The organism is Sphingomonas sp. BT-65 (assembly GCF_026107375.2).
In the GTDB taxonomy this organism is placed as follows: Bacteria; Pseudomonadota; Alphaproteobacteria; order Sphingomonadales; family Sphingomonadaceae; genus Sphingomonas.
The window spans coordinates 2551246-2565610 of sequence record NZ_JAPCIA010000001.1; the positions used below are offsets into that span (position 1 = coordinate 2551246).

At 68.2% G+C, this 14365-nt stretch carries 19 protein-coding genes; 10 read left to right on the forward strand and 9 right to left on the reverse strand.

The features are described 5' to 3' along the window. Window positions 1-22 precede the first annotated feature (22 nt). The 6 genes from flgG to flgB are packed head-to-tail and all read right to left on the reverse strand — an operon-like array spanning window position 23 to window position 4372. Complete coding sequence (gene flgG, locus OK349_RS12250; protein WP_265118080.1) at window positions 23-811, reverse strand: flagellar basal-body rod protein FlgG; 789 nt, start codon at window positions 809-811, stop codon at window positions 23-25. Window positions 812-835: 24 nt separating this feature from the next. Next, complete coding sequence (flgF, locus tag OK349_RS12255) at window positions 836-1579, reverse strand: flagellar basal-body rod protein FlgF (protein WP_265118081.1); 744 nt, start codon at window positions 1577-1579, stop codon at window positions 836-838. Window positions 1580-1605: 26 nt separating this feature from the next. Then, window positions 1606-2895, reverse strand: coding sequence for a flagellar hook protein FlgE (gene flgE, locus OK349_RS12260; RefSeq protein WP_265118082.1), 1290 nt, complete (start codon window positions 2893-2895; stop codon window positions 1606-1608). 21 nt (window positions 2896-2916) lie between these two features. Then, on the reverse strand, window positions 2917-3603 hold the full coding sequence (locus OK349_RS12265; protein WP_265118083.1) for a flagellar hook assembly protein FlgD: 687 nt from the start codon (window positions 3601-3603) through the stop codon (window positions 2917-2919). After that, window positions 3603-4016, reverse strand: a complete 414-nt coding sequence (gene flgC / locus OK349_RS12270; RefSeq protein WP_265118084.1) for a flagellar basal body rod protein FlgC — start codon at window positions 4014-4016, stop codon at window positions 3603-3605. Before flgC ends, OK349_RS12265 begins: the two co-directional genes overlap by 1 nt. Window positions 4017-4018: 2 nt before the next feature. Further along, on the reverse strand, window positions 4019-4372 hold the full coding sequence (flgB, locus tag OK349_RS12275; RefSeq protein WP_265118085.1) for a flagellar basal body rod protein FlgB: 354 nt from the start codon (window positions 4370-4372) through the stop codon (window positions 4019-4021). A 234-nt stretch (window positions 4373-4606) separates the two neighbouring features. On the opposite strand from flgB, the gene OK349_RS12280 reads away from it, so the two are divergent. The 8 genes from OK349_RS12280 (at window position 4607) to OK349_RS12315 (ending at window position 10795) form a co-directional block, all read left to right on the forward strand. Next, window positions 4607-5287: a motility protein A gene (locus OK349_RS12280; protein ID WP_265118086.1), complete on the forward strand. Its 681-nt coding sequence runs from the start codon at window positions 4607-4609 to the stop codon at window positions 5285-5287. Further along, window positions 5284-5799 carry a flagellar motor protein MotB gene (locus OK349_RS12285; RefSeq protein WP_265118087.1) on the forward strand — a complete coding sequence of 172 codons (516 nt, stop codon included), beginning with the start codon at window positions 5284-5286 and terminating at the stop codon, window positions 5797-5799. Before OK349_RS12280 ends, OK349_RS12285 begins: the two co-directional genes overlap by 4 nt. 13 nt (window positions 5800-5812) lie before the next feature. Beyond that, window positions 5813-6334 (forward strand): flagella basal body P-ring formation protein FlgA, encoded by a 522-nt coding sequence (locus OK349_RS12290; RefSeq protein ID WP_265118088.1) that lies wholly within the window; start codon window positions 5813-5815, stop codon window positions 6332-6334. Between the two features lie 65 nt (window positions 6335-6399). Further along, window positions 6400-6684: a flagellar biosynthesis anti-sigma factor FlgM gene (gene flgM / locus OK349_RS12295; RefSeq protein WP_265118089.1), complete on the forward strand. Its 285-nt coding sequence runs from the start codon at window positions 6400-6402 to the stop codon at window positions 6682-6684. Continuing rightward, window positions 6671-6991 carry a flagellar protein FlgN gene (locus tag OK349_RS12300; protein ID WP_265118090.1) on the forward strand — a complete coding sequence of 107 codons (321 nt, stop codon included), beginning with the start codon at window positions 6671-6673 and terminating at the stop codon, window positions 6989-6991. The genes flgM and OK349_RS12300 overlap by 14 nt, the downstream gene beginning before the upstream one ends. Before the next feature lie 91 nt (window positions 6992-7082). Then, window positions 7083-7958 (forward strand): lytic transglycosylase domain-containing protein, encoded by an 876-nt coding sequence (locus tag OK349_RS12305; RefSeq protein WP_265118091.1) that lies wholly within the window; start codon window positions 7083-7085, stop codon window positions 7956-7958. 6 nt (window positions 7959-7964) lie between these two features. Next, window positions 7965-10055, forward strand: a complete 2091-nt coding sequence (gene flhA, locus OK349_RS12310) for a flagellar biosynthesis protein FlhA (RefSeq protein WP_265118092.1) — start codon at window positions 7965-7967, stop codon at window positions 10053-10055. Then, a complete protein-coding gene (locus tag OK349_RS12315; RefSeq protein WP_372340558.1) occupies window positions 10052-10795 on the forward strand; it encodes a FliA/WhiG family RNA polymerase sigma factor in 744 nt (247 codons plus the stop codon). Before flhA ends, OK349_RS12315 begins: the two co-directional genes overlap by 4 nt. Before the next feature lie 81 nt (window positions 10796-10876). On the opposite strand, the gene OK349_RS12320 is transcribed toward OK349_RS12315, so the two are convergent. Beyond that, entirely contained in the window at window positions 10877-11224 is a 348-nt protein-coding gene (locus OK349_RS12320) for an antibiotic biosynthesis monooxygenase family protein (RefSeq protein ID WP_265118093.1), read from the reverse strand. Beyond that, the gene (locus OK349_RS12325) at window positions 11221-11526 is read right to left on the reverse strand and encodes an NIPSNAP family protein (protein ID WP_265118094.1); all 306 of its coding nucleotides are present in this window, start codon (window positions 11524-11526) and stop codon (window positions 11221-11223) included. Before OK349_RS12325 ends, OK349_RS12320 begins: the two co-directional genes overlap by 4 nt. A 63-nt stretch (window positions 11527-11589) precedes the next feature. Between OK349_RS12325 and OK349_RS12330 the strand changes: the two genes are divergently transcribed. Together OK349_RS12330 and OK349_RS12335 are read left to right on the forward strand one after the other, a co-directional pair. Further along, a complete protein-coding gene (locus OK349_RS12330) occupies window positions 11590-12258 on the forward strand; it encodes an ArsR/SmtB family transcription factor (protein ID WP_265118095.1) in 669 nt (222 codons plus the stop codon). Then, window positions 12259-12612 (forward strand): YbaN family protein, encoded by a 354-nt coding sequence (locus OK349_RS12335; protein WP_265118096.1) that lies wholly within the window; start codon window positions 12259-12261, stop codon window positions 12610-12612. Window positions 12613-12756: 144 nt separating this feature from the next. Here OK349_RS12335 and OK349_RS12340 read toward each other — a convergent pair whose 3' ends face one another. Beyond that, window positions 12757-14214, reverse strand: a complete 1458-nt coding sequence (locus OK349_RS12340) for a flagellin N-terminal helical domain-containing protein (protein WP_265118097.1) — start codon at window positions 14212-14214, stop codon at window positions 12757-12759. Window positions 14215-14365: the final 151 nt, after the last annotated feature.

Below are 14365 nucleotides of genomic sequence, written 5' to 3' on the forward strand. Positions count from 1 at the left end.
ATTCCCCTTGGAAGCGTTGGCCTCAGATGTTCTGGTTGACATATTTGAGCATCTCATCGGACGCCGAGATCATCTTCGAATTGACCTCATAGGCGCGCTGGGTCTCGATCATGTCGACCAGCTCCTCGACGACGTTGACATTCGAGCCCTCGAGCATGCCCTGGCGGATATTGCCGCGGCCGTCCTGCCCGGCGATGCCGAGATTGACCGCGCCGCTGGCCGCGGTCTCGACCAGGAAATTGTCGCCGATCGCCTGGAGCCCCGCCGAATTGGGGAAGGCGGCGATCTGGATCTGGCCGACCTGCGACGCCTCGGTCTGGCCGGGGACGGTGGCCGAGACGGTGCCGTCGGTGCCGACGGTGATCGCGGTCGCCCCCTCGGGGATCGTGATGCCGGGCATCACCTGATAGCCCTCGGTGGTCACCAGCAGCCCCTCGGGGCTACGCGTGAAGTTGCCGGCGCGGGTATAGCCGAGCTGGCCGCCGGGCATCTGCACCTGGAAGAAGCCGTTGCCGTCGAGCGCCAGGTCGAGCGCGTTGCCGGTGGTCTGGAACGAGCCCTGGGTGTCGATCCGCGCGGTGCCCTGGATGCGCACGCCGGTGCCGAGGTTCAGGCCCGTGGCATATTGCGTCTCCGAGGTGCTCGCCGAGCCGGGCGCGGTGACGACCTGATAGGCCAGCGCCTCGAACGAGGCGCGGTCGCGCTTGAAGCCCGTCGTGTTGACGTTGGCGAGGTTGTTCGAGATCACCCGCATGCGCATGTCCTGGGCGTCGAGCCCGGTGCGCGCGATGTGCATTGCTGCGGAACCCATGGTCCTGTTCCTTCCTTAAATTCGTTAGCTCACCCGCATCAGCGATGCGGAGCTCTCGTCCATCGTCTTGGCTTCGCGGAGCAGGTTGGCCTGCACCTCGTAGCTGCGCTGGTTCTCGATCATGTCGACCAGCGCCTGCGTCAGATTGACGTTCGACTGCTCGAGCGCACCGGTCTGCACGCGCGCATCGAGATCGGCGGGCAGCGCGCCGCCGCCGCGGACATGGAGCAGATTGTCCAGGCCCTTGATCGTCTTGCTGCCCTGGTCGCTGACCAGCTTCAGCTGGTCGATCACCTGCGGTGGCTGGCTCGGATCGGCGCCCGGGGCGACGATCGAGATGGTGCCGTCGTCGGCGATCATGATCTTGTCGTGGGGCGGCACGGTGATGGGGCCCCCCGACCCCATCACCGGGAAACCGTCGCCGGTTTCCAAGACGCCACTCGGTGCGATGCGCAGGTCACCGCGCCGCGTGTAAGCTTCGCTGCCGTCGGCAGCCTGGACCGCGAGCCAATTGTCGCCGGTGATGGCGACGTCGAGCCCGCGCCCGGTCGAGACGATCGTGCCGGCGCGGCGGTCCATATCGACCACGGTCTCGGCGCTGGGCTGGCGGGATTCGTGCCCGTCGCCTTTGACCATCAGCCGCTCGAAATTGACCCGGTCGGCGCGGAAGCCGATCGTGGAGGCGTTCGCGATGTTGTTCGCGATCGTCGCCTGCGCATCCATCTGGCCCTTGAGCCCCGACAGTGCGGTATAGACGAGCCTGTCCATCGCTTGGCCTCCTTAACCTACTGAAATCAGCTGCGGATGTTGAAGATGGTCTGCGAGATCTGGCTCGCGGTATCGAGCGCCTTGGCGTTCGCCTGGAAGTTGCGCTGCGCCGCGATCAGGCCGACCAGCTCCTCCGTGATGTCGACGTTCGAGCGCTCGATCGCACCCGACATCAGCCCCCCGAACCCGTTGCTCCCCGGCTCGCCGAGGCGCGGCTCACCCGACAGGCCGGTGGCGGCCCAGGTCGAGTTGCCGAGCTGGCGCAGGCCCGAGGGGTTGGAGAAGTTGGCGAGCGCGATCTTGCCGAGCGCAAGGCTGTCGCCGTTCGAGAAGCTGGCGCGGACCGTGCCGTCCTCGCCCACCGTCACGCCGTCGAGCTGGCCGACCGCCTTGCCGTCCTGCGAACGGTTGTTGACGCTGAACGGTTGGCCGAGCTGGGTGGTCGTGCTGCCGAAGTCGAGCGCGATCTGCTGCTCGGTCGTGCTGGTGCCGACGGTGAACGGCGCGAACTGGGTCGGCGTGGTCGGTGCGCTCAGCGCGCCGTTGCTGTCGAAGGTCAGCGTGATCGGCTCCGGATTGGCCGGATCGGTGCCGAGCTGCTTGTCGCCGACGAAGGTGTAGACCGACCAGGTGGCAGGTGCATCGGTGGTCTCGCGCACGAAATAGCTGGTCATCGTCAGCGGGTTGCCGCTGGCGTCGTAGATCGTGGTCTGGGTCGAATTGTTGTAGGTGCCCGGATCGAAGCGATCGAAGGCATAGGGCGTCTCCGGCGTGAAGCGCGATGCTTCCGACGGCACCGACGAATAGGCCGAAAGGTTGAGCGCGAGCCCGACATTCTTGGTCGCCTCGGGCACGCCGCTGGTCTGCGGCAGGCGCAGGTTGACGGTCGAGCCCATGCCGGTCGCGATCACCGCGCCCGAGCCGTCGACCGGATAGACCTGGAGGTACGAGCCCTGCGAATCCGTGACATAGCGGTCGCTGTCGACCAGGAAGCTGCCGTTGCGCGTGAAGTTGACGCCGGCCGCGTCGAGGCTCGGCTTGACCGCGAAGAAGCCATCGCCCGAAATTGCGATGTCGAGGCTGGACGACGATTGCTGCGTTCCGCCCTGGCCGAACTGCTGGCGGATCGCCTTCACCGTGGTGCCCGAACCGACCATCTGGTTGGGGTTCAGCGAGACGCTCGACGCGATCACGTCGGCGAACTCGGTGCGGCTCTTCTTGAAGCCGTTGGTCGAGACGTTCGACAGGTTGTGGCTGATCGTCGACATGTCGGTCTGCGCCGCCTGAAGACCCGAGAGCGAGGTGTAGAAGGACATTGCTTAGGCTCCTGTGAGAACTCAGCCGATCTTGCGGACGGCGGTGGTGGAAACCTGACCGATGCCGGGCAGGGTGAGGACGGGATTGCCGTCGCTGCCCATCGCCACCGCGGTGACGGGGGCCCAGACGAGCGGCTTGGCGGTGACCGCGCCGCCATCGGCGTTCTGCGCGGCGACACGGATCTTGAACGGGCCGTCGCCGGCGTCCTCGCCGGTGTCGGTCGAGCCGTCCCATTCGAACTCGATCTGGCCCTTGGTCGCAGAACCGAGCGAGACGTTCTTGAGGATCTCGCCGTTCGGCCCCTCGATCACGACATTGACCTCCGCCGCGTCGGCGCCGAGCTCGATCACGCCGCCGAGCGTGCCGTCGGTGCGCGGATAGGCGGTGCTGCCCTCGGTCAACACGGTGCGGCCGACCCACGAGACGAGGTCCGTGGTCGAGGTCGCGCCGAGCTTGGCGGCGATCGCCTGCAGCGTCGTATTCATCTCGCTGATGCCGGCGAGCGACGAGAATTGCGCCATCTGGGCGACCATCTGCGTGTTGTCGACCGGATCGAACGGGTCCTGGTTCTTCATCTGCGCGGTCATCAGCGTGAGGAAGTCGGACTGGTCCATCGCCTCCGAACCGAGCTTGTTCGTATTGGTCGCGCTGGTTCCGGTGCGGTTGATGCCCAGATTGGCCAGCGTCGTGTCAAAGCTCGTCGCCATCAGCTGCGTCCCAGGTTGAGCGTCTGGGTGATCAGCGTCTTCGCCGTCTGCATCACTTCGACATTGTTCTGATAGGTGCGCGCGGTCTCCATCATGTCGACCAGCTCGCGGGTCTCATCGACCGCGCTCTCCCAGATGTTGCCGTCCTTGTCGGCCATCGGGTTGCCGGGGTCGTAGCGCTTGGTCGGCGCCTCGCCCGCGGTGACGACGCTTTCGACATCGACGGTGGCGAGGTTGTTCGCGGCGTCGAAGGCGGTGCGGAACACCGGCTTCTGCGTGCGATAGGCCTCGGCCGCCGACGACGCGACCTGGCCGACATTGGCGAGGTTCGACGCGGTGGTGTTCATCCGCACGAGCTGCGCCGACATGGCGCGGCCCGCGACCTGGAAGATGCTGAGCGGCTGATCGGCCATGATTATTCTCCCTTCAGCGCGCGGGTAATGGTGGAGATGCGCCCGTTGAGGAACGCGAGCGTCGTCTGGTAGGCGACGGCGTTCTCGGCGAAGGCGGTCTGCTCGGTGGCGAGCTCGACGGTGTTGCCGTCGAGGCTCGGCTGGAGGGGCACGCGGAACTTGGTCGCGGCCGTGATCGGATCGGTGCCTTCCATGCCCGGCGTCTCGATCGCGTCGAGCGCCTCGCGGAAGTCGATGTCCTTGGCCTTGTAGCCGGGCGTCGAGGCGTTCGCGATGTTCGACGCGAGCACGCCCATGCGCTGCGAGCGCACCGCGAGCGCTGCACCGTGCACCCCGAAAAGACTGTTCTGACCCATGCTATGCGTCCTCCGCACATTTGTTCGCGGCCTTCCTAGCAATGGGCGTGCCAGTTTCCGGGGCGGGGCCTGAAATCGCCCGAATTGCCGGGAAGCGCCGAGCGAGCGGCAAGATGTTGCCGGGGGCGGCAATGGATTTTGCCGGTTTTGCCGGTCGCCGACGCTGCACCGCCTGCACGGGCCTCGCATGGGGGCGGGCGGGCGACTTGGCCCGGGGCTTGCAAAGATACGCGCATGAATATCGCCGCGCTTTCCGAATCTGCCTTCAGCCTGGTCCCGGGCACCTTTCTCGATCCGGTCGCGATCGGGATCGTGCTGGGCGGCACCGCGCTCACCGTGGTGCTGCGCAATTGCGCCGCCGATGTCGGCCGCGCCGTGGCGGCGCTGGTCAGCTTGGGGCGGCGGCCGTTCAGCGCCGATGCGCTGCTCGACCAGACCGCGTCGCTCGAGCGCATCGCCCGGCGGCACGGGCTGTTCTCGCTCGACCGGTCGGTGATCGCCGATCCCGACATGGCGGCGGCGGTCGAGGCGGCGGTCGACGGCGCCGAGCCCGAGCAGGTCGCGCGGCTGGTCAATGATCGCATCACCGCCCGCGCCGAGCGGCACCGCGCCGCGATCGAGGTATGGACCGGCGCGGCCGAGGCGGCGCCGGCGATGGGGCTGATCGGCACGATCCTGGGCCTGGTCCGGATGTTCGCGTCGATGCAGGATCCCGCGACGATCGGCGCGGCGATGGCCGTCGCGCTGCTCGCGACGCTTTATGGCGCGCTGGTCGCCAACCTGATCGCGATGCCGGTGGCGTCGCGGCTCAAGCGGCTCGCGCGGGCAGAGGCGGGCGAACGGTTGCGGCTCGCCGCACCGCTCGCCCAGCTCGCATCGCTCGAGCGCGCGCGCAAGCGGGAGCTCGCGGCATGACCCCAATTGCTTCTGGCGACATGTGGGACGAGATCGCGCCGGCGCGCTCGGTCTGGGTGATCACCCTTGCCGACCTTGCGCTGCTGCTGGTCGGTTTCTTCGTGCTGCTCCAGGCCAATCGCGAGCTCGATCGCGCGACATTGCTCGCGGGCCTGCGCGCGGGGTTCGGGATCGAAGAGGCGGTCGTGCCGCCGATGGCGGTGGCGGCCGCGCGCGTGGAAGGGTTCGCCGAGGGATCGGCGGTCGCCGACATGTCCGGCGCCATCCTCTGGGCGCGTGGGGCCGCGCGCGACCCGCGTACGCGGATCGCCATCACCGGCTCGGCCGAGGGCGCGCGCGATATCGACCCAGCCACGGGTAGCGCGGCGATCCTCGCCGCTGACCGTGCGCGCACGGTCGCCGCGGCACTCGTTCGCAGCGGCGCGGCCGATCCGGCGCGCATTTCGATTGTCACCGATCCCGGCAAGCGCCGGGCCGTCATCCTCTCCGTCGGCTTTGCCGGCACGAATTGAAGTGGAGGCATCCATGAACGCCATTCTCCTTTCCGCCCTGCTTGCCGGCGCGACGCCGGCGGGATTTCAGTCGACCGAAGCGCTCGACCGGCTGGTCGAGCAGTTCGCCGGCGCGCCGATCGGCGACATGGGCGGTGCGCGCGCGCCGGTCGACAAGCGCCTGAAGCTCGCCGCGTGCGACGCGCCGGAGCTGAGCTGGCGTTCGGCGGCCGAGGACGCGGTGGTGATCCGCTGCCAGGGCCCGCAGCAATGGCGCGTGTTCGTGGCGGTCAACGCGCTGCCCAAGGCGGCGCCGGCTGCGGTCGCGCCGGTGCGTCCGGCCGCGCCGGTCAAGGCGGAGGCGGTGATCAAGCGCGGCGATCCGGTACTGGTCGAGGCCGGCGCCGCCGGCTTCTCGATCACGCGCGAAGGGCTCGCGATGGCCGATGCCCCCGCGGGGGGCCGCGTGCTGGTCAAGGTCGACGACAAGCGCCCGCCGGTCGCCGCGATCGCGGTCGAGCCGGGGCGCGCGCGGCTGCCCGGATTCGGCGACTGAATTTTTCCTAAAGCTTTCCCGGCGAGGGTCGTTTTCGCGTATGTCCGCAGGATAAAGGTGCGAACATGGTGGAACCAACTGGCTTCAAGCCCGCGATTGCCGACCGGCGTCTGACGCCGGTGACCCCGGCCGCGCCCGTCAGGGCGGCGGAGGGGCCGACGCAGGTCGCGCAGACCAGCTCCGCCGCAGCCCTGACCCAGACCGCGGCGGCGAGCGCCCCGGTCGACGCCGAGCGCGTCGCGCGGATCAAGAAGGCGATCGCCGACGGCAAGTTCCCGCTGGTCCCCTCGACCGTCGCCGACCGGCTGCTCGCGCTCAAGCTCCAGTGGAACCCGCATGACAAGGCGTGACGCCCTGGTCCGCGTGATCGACGCGCTGCACGCCGAGATCGCGGCGCTCAAGGCGAACGACGTCGCCGCGCTCGAGCGCGCGACGCGCGACAAGCTGGCCGGGATCGACGCGGTGGGGGCCGCGAACGACGACGAGCCGGCGCTGTCGCCCGAGATCAAGGCGCTGGCCGAGGAGGCGCATCGCCTCAACGAGACCTGCCGCATCTATGTCAACCTGATGGCCGCCAATGTGCGGCGGCGGCTGCAGGCGCTGACCGGCAACAATTTGCCGTCCTACCGGCCCGGTGTTGCCGGAAGCTTTGCCTGATCGATCCCCTTGCCCGCTGAACGGGTGAAATCGGCCAACTGGCACGCCTCTTGCTGATTGCCTCCTACCCAGGGGGAAGAGCAAGAGTCCGATGAGCATACCTTCGATCGGAGCCAAGGCGAACGTCACCACGGCGATCGCGGCGGCCAGCCAGAAGACTGGTATCGACTTCAACTATCTGCTCGGCCAGGCGCAGGTCGAGAGCGGCATGCGGGCGAATGCCCGCGCGCGCACCTCGAGCGCCACCGGTCTCTACCAGTTCATCGAGCAGAGCTGGCTCGGCGTGGTCAAGGAGCATGGCGACAAGCACGGCCTGGGCTGGGCGTCGGACAGCATCCGCCGCACTTCGTCTGGCCGCTTCGTCGTGAGCGATCCGGCGGCGCGTCAGGCGATCCTCTCGCTGCGCAACGATCCGCAGGCGGCATCGCTGATGGCCGCCGAACATGCCAGCGACAACAAGGACAGCCTTGAAAGCGCGCTCGGCCGTGAGGCGACCGGTACCGACCTCTATATGGCGCATTTCCTGGGCATCGGCGGCGCGCGCAAATTCCTGCGCGCGATGGACGCCAATCCCGGCCAGTCGGGGGCGAACCTGTTCCCCGCCGCAGCGCGTGCCAACCGTGGCGTCTTCTATACCCCGAACGGCACGCCGCGCTCGCTCGGGCAGATCTATGAGCGCTTCGCGGGCAAGCTCGACCAGGGCGCGGTTTCGGCCGGCGCGACCGGCCTCGCCTCGGGCCAGCTCGACGCGAAGTTCCAGCAGCTCGTCCAGTCGCTGGGCGAGGATGCCGAGGTGGTGCTGGGCAACGACGCGCAGGGCCAGGACCGCAACTGGCTCGCGACGATCGACCGGCTCGAAAGCGCCGGGCGGCTCAAGAACGCCGCGCTGCCGCCGGTCAATCCGCTGCGCCCGACGCCCGAGACCGCCAAGCTCGCCTATCTCATGCTCGCGCGCCTGGGAGCGTAATCTCAAGTGAACGCACTCGCACTCAAGGGGGGCATCGCCCCCGCCCTCAAGAGCTTCGCGCTGCCGATCGCCATTCTCGTGCTCGTCGCGATGATGGTCGTGCCGGTGCCGACCTTCCTGCTCGACATGTTCTTCATCATGAACATCATCATCAGCCTCGCCGTGCTGATGGTGGCATTGAACGCGCAGAAGCCGCTCGACTTCTCGGCCTTCCCCACCGTGCTGCTGTTCGCGACGCTGTTCCGCCTCGGCCTCAACGTCGCCTCGACTCGCGTGGTGCTCGGGCACGGGCATGAGGGCGAGGCGGCCGCCGGCCATGTGATCGAGGCGTTCGGCCATTTCATGATCGGCGGCGATTATGTCGTCGGCCTGTTCGTGTTCGCGATCCTGATCATCATCAACCTGATCGTGGTGACCAAGGGCGCGGGGCGCGTGTCCGAAGTGTCGGCGCGCTTCACGCTCGACGCCTTGCCCGGCAAGCAGATGGCGATCGACGCCGACTTGAACGCCGGCCTGATCACCCCCGACGAAGCCAAGGCGCGCCGCGTCGAGGTCTCGACCGAAGCCGATTTCTACGGCGCGATGGATGGTTCGTCGAAGTTTGTGAAGGGCGACGCGATCGCGGGCCTCTTGATCCTGTTCATCAACGTGATCGGCGGCCTGATCCTCGGCCCGCTCAGCCACGGCCTGTCGATCGGCGAGGCGGCGCAGACCTATGTGCTGCTCGCGATCGGCGACGCGCTGGTCGCGCAGCTGCCCGCGCTGCTGCTGTCGATCGCCGCCGCCGCGATCGTCACCCGCGTCAGCGCCGACAAGGACCAGGACCTGACCGGCCAGATCGGCAGCCAGTTCGGCAGCCACAAGACCTGGACCCCGGTCGCGGTAATCGTCGGCCTGCTCGGGCTGCTGCCCGGCATGCCTGCCTTCGTCATCCTGCCCGCCGCGGCCGGCTCCGGCTATATGGCCTGGCGCATGTATCAGGCGAGCAAGCGCCCGCCCGCGCCGGTCGAGTTTGCGCCGGCCGAGCCGACCGATCCCTCGCGGATCGGCTGGGACGAGGTCACCGACAACATGCAGGTGATGATCGATATCGGCTATGGCTTGGTGCCGCTGATCGACGAGCGTCGCGGCGGATCGCTGATGGGCCGCATCACCGGCGTGCGCCGCCAGCTCTCCAAGGAGCTTGGCTTCGTGGTGCCGCAGGTGCGCGTGCGCGACGACATCAACCTCAATCCCTTCACCTATCGCGTCGTCGTGGGCGGCGTGGTTATCGGCGAGGACAGCATCTCGCCCGACGAGGTGCTGGCGCTCGACACCGGCCAGGCGGTCGGCACGCTCGCCGGCAAGCCGGCCAAGGACCCGACCTTCGGGCTCGACGCGATGTGGATCTCGCCCGCCGACGCCGATGCCGCGACCGGCCAGGGCTGGCTGGTGGTCGATCCGGGTACCGTCATGGCGACGCATCTCAACCAGGCGCTGATCTCGAACGCCGCCGACCTGCTCGGCCCGGACGAGGTGCAGGCGCTGCTCGACGGCCTGCGCGAGCGCGCGGCGCAGCTGGTCTCCTCGCTCTCGCCCAACCCGCTGCCGATCACGACGCTGACGCAGGTGCTGCGCGGACTGCTCGCGGAGAACATCCCGCTCAAGGAATTCCGCCGCATCGCTGCAGCAATCGCGATGGCCGCGCAGAAGACGCTCGACGCCGACGAGATCATCGAGGCGATCCGCCCCGAGCTCGGCCCGCTGATCATCCAGCGGCTGTGCGGCGTGCGCGAGCCGCTGCGGGTGATGACGCTCGAAGGCCAGCTCGAGGCGCTGCTCGGCCAGGCGATCCGCTCGGACCCGGCCAAGCGCCACACCATCGAACCCGATCTCGGCCGCCGCATCGTCGACGCGCTGCAGCGCGCCGCCCAGCCTTTGGTCGCCGAGGCCAAGCCCTTCGCCCTGGTCGTCCAGCCCTCGATCCGCATCGCGATCCGCAAGCTGGTCCGCACCTGTCTGCCGGATACCCCCGTGATGAGCTTCTTCGAAGTGCCTGAGGACAAATCAGTCGAGGTCGTCGCGGTCATTGGCGCGCCGGAGGCGCTTCCCGCATGAGCTTCCAGCCTGCACGCAACGAGTTCGCGCTCACCTATGGCCGCACCGGCGAGACCCGGCGCGACATGGACGGGCTGGTGCGCAAGCATATGCCGCTGGTCCGCCGGCTCGCCTGGCACGTCCATGGATCGATGAGCACGCTGATCGATGTCGAGGACCTGGTGCAGATCGGCCTCGTCGCATTGGTCGAGGCGGCGGCGAGCTTCGAGGATCGCGGCCTCGTCAGCTTCGACCAGTATCTCCAGACCCGCGTGCGCGGTGCGATGATCGATGAGTTGCGGCGCCAGGCGACGATCACGCGCGGCGCGATGAAGCGGCGACGCATCTACAATGACGCGGTCGCCGCGCTGACCGACGAAGCCGGCAAACGGCCTGATGAAGCCGCGGTGGCGTCGAAGCTCGGCGTGACCGTAGACAAATTGCGCAGCGACTATGCGAGCGCCGAGGCGGTGCGGTTCGATTCGATCGACGAGGTCTATTCGGACGAAGGGCCGTGGTTCATGTCCGACGAACCCAGCGCGTTCGACCAGCTCGCCGATGCCGACCAGCGCGAGGCGCTGATCGAAGCGATCGCAGAACTGCCCGAGAAGGAGCAGCTCGTGATCCAGCTTTACTATGTCGAGGAGCTCAACCTCGAGGAGATCGGTCAGGTGCTCGGCGTCGGCGCCGCACGCGTCTGCCAGATCAAGAAGAGCGCGCACGACCGGCTCAAAAAGGGCTTGATGCGGCGCCTGGGATAGGGGGACCGGCGCCGCGGGGTGCCGGGTCCAATTGGGGGCAGGGGCGGAAGCGTGCCGGGGGGCCGCTTCCGCCCCTTCTTTTCATGCCGGATGCGCGGCACGGCTGTCGGCGGGTGCCCCGGTGCGATCGGTCAGGCCATAGTCGCGGACGACCTGCGCGATTCGCACGCGATAGTCGCGGAACACGCCGCCGCGCCCCGCCGCCTGCGCGCCGCGATGGCGCGGCCGGTTGCGCCACGCCGCGACCGCCGCCTCGTCGCGGAAGAAGGAGAGCGAGAGCAGCTTGCCGGGGGTGGCGAGGCTCGCATAGCGCTCGACCGAGATGAAGCCGTCGACCGCCTCGAGTTCCTCGCGCAGCGACGCGGCGATGTCGAGATAGGCGTTCTCCTGCCCTTCGGCAGGCTCGGTCTCGAAGATCACCGCGATCATGACGTCACCTTGCGCAGGAAGATGCGGTCCTCGCGTCGAATGAAATTCTCGGCCCGGGCGAAGGCGAAATTCTCGCGCCCTACCGGATCGTCGCGCAGCCGCGCGCGATACGCCTCATAGGCGGCGAGGTTTTCGATGTCGTAGACGCCATAGGCGGTGGTCGCCGAACCCTCGTGCGGAGCGAAATAGCCGATCAGCCCGGCGCCGCAGCGCGGGATCGTCTCGTTCCAGCCGCGGGCATATTGCTCGAACGCGTCGACGCGGAAGGGATCGATCTGGTAGCGGATGAAGCAGGTGAGCATGGATACCTCCTGCGCTTGCGATAGCCGATTGTTCGCCGTCAATGCTTCGGCTATGGCCGAACTATGCAGGACGGCCCATCCATCTCGCGCGTCGCGGCGCTGATCGGGGATCCGGCGCGCGCCAACATGCTGGTCGCGCTGATGGACGGGCGCGCGCTCACCGTGAGCGAGCTGGCGCAATGCGCGGGCGTGGCACTGCCGACGGCGTCGGGACATCTCGCGCGGCTGAGCGATGCCGGGCTCGTCGCGACCGCGCGGCAGGGCCGCCACCGCTACTTTCGCCTCGACGACGCGGATGTCGCCGCCGCGATCGAGTTGCTGATGGGCATCGCCGAGCGGACCGGCGCGAAACCGGTGCGGCCCGGGCCGCGCGATGCGGCGATGCGCGATGCGCGGGTCTGTTACGATCATCTCGCCGGTGAGCGCGCGGTGCGACTGGCAGAGCGGTTCGTCGCGGATGGCGTGGTGACGGCGGGCGAGCCGCCGCGGATCACCGATACAGGCCGCGCCCGGCTCGTTACGCTCGGCGTGACGCTGCCTTCGCGCGGGCGGCGGCCGGAGTGCCGGACCTGCCTCGACTGGAGCGAGCGGCGCAATCATCTGGCCGGTGCGTTGGGCGCGGCAATCCTCCAGCATGTGCTGGGGCAGGGCTGGGCGAAACGCGGGCCGGGCCGGGTGATCGCGTTCGATGCCGCGGGAGTGGCGGCGTTCGACCGGGCGTTCGGGCTTTAGGTGCGCCGCCACCTCTATCTCGCCGCGGGGTTCGTCAGCCTTGGCCTCGCGGTGATCGGTGCGCTGCTGCCGGTGATGCCGACCACGGTGTTCGTGATCCTCGCCGCCTATTGCTTCGCGCGCAGTTCGCCCAGGCTGGAGCGCAAACTGCTCGAGCACCGGCAGTTTGGTCCGCATATCCTGCGCTGGCGCGAGCGTGGCGCGATCAGCCGTAAGGGCAAAATCGCCGCGAGCATGGCATTTGCGGTGAGCATCGCGCTGACCTTGGCGTTGACGCCGATGCCGTGGCCGTTGGTCACGCTCGCCGCGGCGACGATCGTTGGCGGCTGGATATGGATGCGGCCCGAGAACTAAGCGTTGCGGCTGGTGCCGTCTGCCCAACAAAATAGAAAAACCCCGGTGGTCGTGGGACCACCGGGGCTTCCGCATGCCCTCCCGGGAGGGAGGGTGACCGGCCTTGGTGCCTGTCAGGGGGGTGACACCCCGACCGGCACACGCTTAGCGAAGCAGCGAGAGAACGTTCTGCTGCGACTGGTTGGCCTGGGCCAGCATCGCGGTCGATGCCTGCGCCAGGATCTGCGCCTTGGCGAGCGCGGTCGTCTCGGCCGAGAAGTCGGCGTCTTCGATCCGGCTGCGCGCCTCGGACAGGTTGGCAGTCGTGGTCGTCAGGTTGGCGACGGTCGATTCGAGGCGGTTCTGCACCGCACCCAGGTCGCCGCGGCCGGCCGAGATCTCGGTCAGAGCCGCGTCGATCACCGCCATCGCCGCCGAAGCATCGGCCAGCGTCGCGATCGAAAGGTCACTGCCCTTGGCCGAAGTCGCGGTCAGGCCGATCGAGGCCAGCGCCGCGGTCTCGCCGCCGACGATGATCGTCTCGCCCGCAGCCGCGGTCAGCTTGACCTGGTTGACGGCGACGGTGGAGTCCACGTCCTCGGCGATCGCGAGGTCGGCGGTCGCGCCCTCGGCGCGGACCTTGACCTTGGTCACGTCGGCCGCGGCTTCGACCAGGAAGTCGACCTCACCGGTGCTGACGATGTCGAGACCGTCGCCCGCCGCGTTGACCGTGACGGTCACGCCGGCGATGTTCTTGCTGTCGATCTCGGCCTTGAGCGCCGCATAGCTCCACGAGTCCACCGTGGTGTCGGCGTCCGGACCGTCGACCGCACCCTTGCTGAGGTCGATCGCCGTGCCGTTGATCTTGAGCGCGCCGGTCGTGGTGGCCGAAGCGCTGTCGATCTTGAGCGACATCTTCGCCTGCGCAGCGGCCGTCACCCCGGTCTCGCTGGTCTTGGCGTTGATCGCGGTCACCTTGTCGGCGATCGCGGTGCTCGCGTCGCCCTCGGCATCGACGCTGGCACCGATCCAGGTGCCGTTGATCTGCAGCTGGTTCTTCTCGAGGCCGGCATTGGTCACCGTGCCGACCACCGGGCCCGCGACGCCGGTCTTGAGACCCAGCTTCTCGGCCGAGGTGTTGAGCATCTTCAGCGAGATCGTCTCGCCGGCGTTGATGCCGGTCTGCAGCGTGACGCTGTCGGTCTTGCCGTCGAGCAGGCTGACGCCGTTGAAGTTCGAGGTAGTCGCAACGCGACCCACCTCGGCGATGAGCTGAGTCATCTCCGACTGCAGCGTCGAGCGGTCGTCGTCGCTCAGCGTGCCGTTCGCCGCCTGAGTCGACAGCTCCTTCATGCGCTGAAGCATGTTGGTGACCTCGCCCAGCGCGCCTTCGGCGGTCTGGGCGAGCGAGATGCCGTCATTGGCGTTGCGGATGGCAACGCTCATGCTGCGCACCTGCGCGGTCATGCGGCTCGCGATGGCGAGGCCCGCAGCATCGTCCTTGGCGCTGTTGATCCGCTTGCCGGTCGACAGACGCTCCATGGCGGTCTGCAGCGACGAGGACGCCAGCTTGGACGCGTTCGCGGCGCGAAGGCTCGCGATGTTCGTTCCGATAACAGTCATGTCGTATCTCCGTTCAGTTCGGCGCCCCCGCGTACCCCCCTGAATGCGAAGGAACCCGAGCCGCCACAGGGGTGAACGGCAGGCTGAGACGGGGATTAAGCAGTTTTCTGAACCACGCCGGACGAACCCCTCGCGCGCGTACGGGAGGGCG